Annotated in this window: 2 protein-coding genes; both read right to left on the reverse strand. The window is 46.3% G+C overall.

Annotated elements, in window-relative coordinates:
- A partial coding sequence (locus WCO51_12735; GenBank protein ID MEI6514119.1) for a hypothetical protein occupies nucleotides 1–458 on the reverse strand: 458 nt, incomplete at its 3' end.
- Nucleotides 459–507: 49 nt separating this feature from the next.
- Nucleotides 508–2,175, reverse strand: a 1,668-nt coding sequence (locus WCO51_12740) for a hypothetical protein (GenBank protein MEI6514120.1), incomplete at its 5' end; no start/stop codon positions are given.

Here is a 2,175-nt window from a genome sequence, read left to right on the forward strand (position 1 = left end):
CCAAAGCATTCGGAATCATGTACAAAAGCATCAACGGCCAAGGGATAAAATTCGTGGGTAAAGAAAAGCGCTGATGAGAAAATAATTGCGTGATTCCACTCCCCTGGTAGCGTAACCGACAACTCATGCTGAGGTAGATAAGAAAATTTAATACAAATCTCCGGTGCCAAAGGTTCACTTAAAACCGCCTCGAGTGCAAGTTCGATAATTCGATGCCGGTAAAGTGGCGAGGAAAGGCAAAAGCTATCCCATGCAATGCCCGGCACAGTCTTTAATTCCTTTTTGGCTGCCTCTATATCTATTAAAAGCTCTTCTATATGCTGTATCAGAGCTGCGCACGAATCAGGTGATCGACGTATCCGCCCATAGTTGATTTCGTCTTGTTCCAGCCCTTCCAACAAGAAGTATTTTAAAAAAACACTGACCTCATCTTGAGTTAGAAGAGAATTGGCCGTCATTCCAAGACTATCCAATGTCCGGCAATAGGCACTAACCACATGATTGCAATCAGGGAATAAAGGCATTTTTGGTATATAGCTGATTCAGATAATCTTCACCGGCACGATTTAAATCTCTCAATACGATACGCGCGTTCTCGCCAATACGATCCCAGTTCGGACTATCGCCTTCTGCTCGTGCTCGCTCAAGCTCATGATGCTGTTCTCGCAAAGCCACTCGATCCCATAAGCCCACCCCGATATTGGGTTCGATGAGCACAACCCGCCAATCGACAATAGTTCCTGAAATAAGCATAGCCCCCTGTTGCAGCATAAAACGGGAACCTGTCCGATTGCCGAACTCATCAAAGATCGGTTGAGTTTCAACCAATATGCCTTCTCGATCAAATACGGGGGCAATAAGAAAATCCAGCATTAAATAACGTGGCATACCATAGGAAACACCCATCAGGTCGGCACCCACTTGTCGCCCGGTTTCAACGGTATATTGGGCTACACTTTTCGCCTCATACCGAGACAAGGCTTCCATAACAAGCCTCCCGGCATCGGCTAACTTTCTAATAATAGCCTGCTGGTACTCAGGACGAATAGTCTCCGGCTGCAACTGTTCGAGAGTGCCGCCTCTACCCACATTAGTGATTAACTGTTTGCTGTTAAGGGTAATCCAATGGGAGATATGCCATTTCTTTTCGAGATCAACCTCATTCGGGTTATCCGTAGAAAGGATGATGCGATGCGAACCAAAGATGGGGGTGTACGGTTGGCGTTGACGGTTTACCGCGTTACCCCATTCAGTAATTTGTCGATGGACAAAATTGCGCATAAACTCCTCGGAAGCCCAATGTTCTGGGGAACTGAGAATAACCTCCTGAATACACACATGATGTTTCAGCGAGATCTGGTAGATAAATTCGACGGCCAAGTGTAGTTGCGTTGAATCAAGACTCCCATCTGCTCTGCCTAGTTTAAACGCCTGTGCATTGCGCCCCCCGGATTCGGCTGCATCCTTGATCATGACCAAAGGATTGCGTCGGGCAAAAGCGAGTAGACCCGGGTAATCCGTATCCGCTAACCCGTTCAGAATAGTATCTTTGATTTCTGATTTTTCAATTGATAGGTCGGTATATTCGCTCAACCAATCGATCTCATCGGGCATATTCACACCGCTGTTACGAAAAATGTCCCGGTATTTCGCTTTATCGTAAGTTGTCCAGGTATGAAACAGTGATTGCACCGTGAAAGGTAATCCACAAGCCTCCAGTTTACCCGTGTTATAAATCGGATCACCATGAAAAGGATAAACTAATGCCGCCAGGATTGGGCGAGTAAACTTTGCCGCTATGCGTATGCCTTTAGGGTGCAATCGGCTAGCCAAATATTGCGCAGCTTCCTGCCTGGAGTAGCCCTTATGTACCACAAGTGCATCTTCGTAAGCTGACGGTTCCACATAAAAATGGCCACTGCTAATATAAGCCACTGAACGAGAGTAGTGTGGATCATCTACGATATCGATTTTACGGGTAATGATTAAATTGCACCCACGTCGGCCTTCTTCCGCCAATTCTCTGGTCAAACTTGGACCTTCGCACAACGCACGAGAAAAGTGGGTCCGACCTACAGGAACAGCAAAGATATGATTGACCCTTGAGAGATCGTAGATCAGGTCTGGATCGAATTCTGCAAAGACATCTGGAATCACAAATCCATCATTACGGAT

It is taken from the genome of bacterium, assembly GCA_037131655.1.
Classification (GTDB): Bacteria; Armatimonadota; Fimbriimonadia; order Fimbriimonadales; family JBAXQP01; genus JBAXQP01.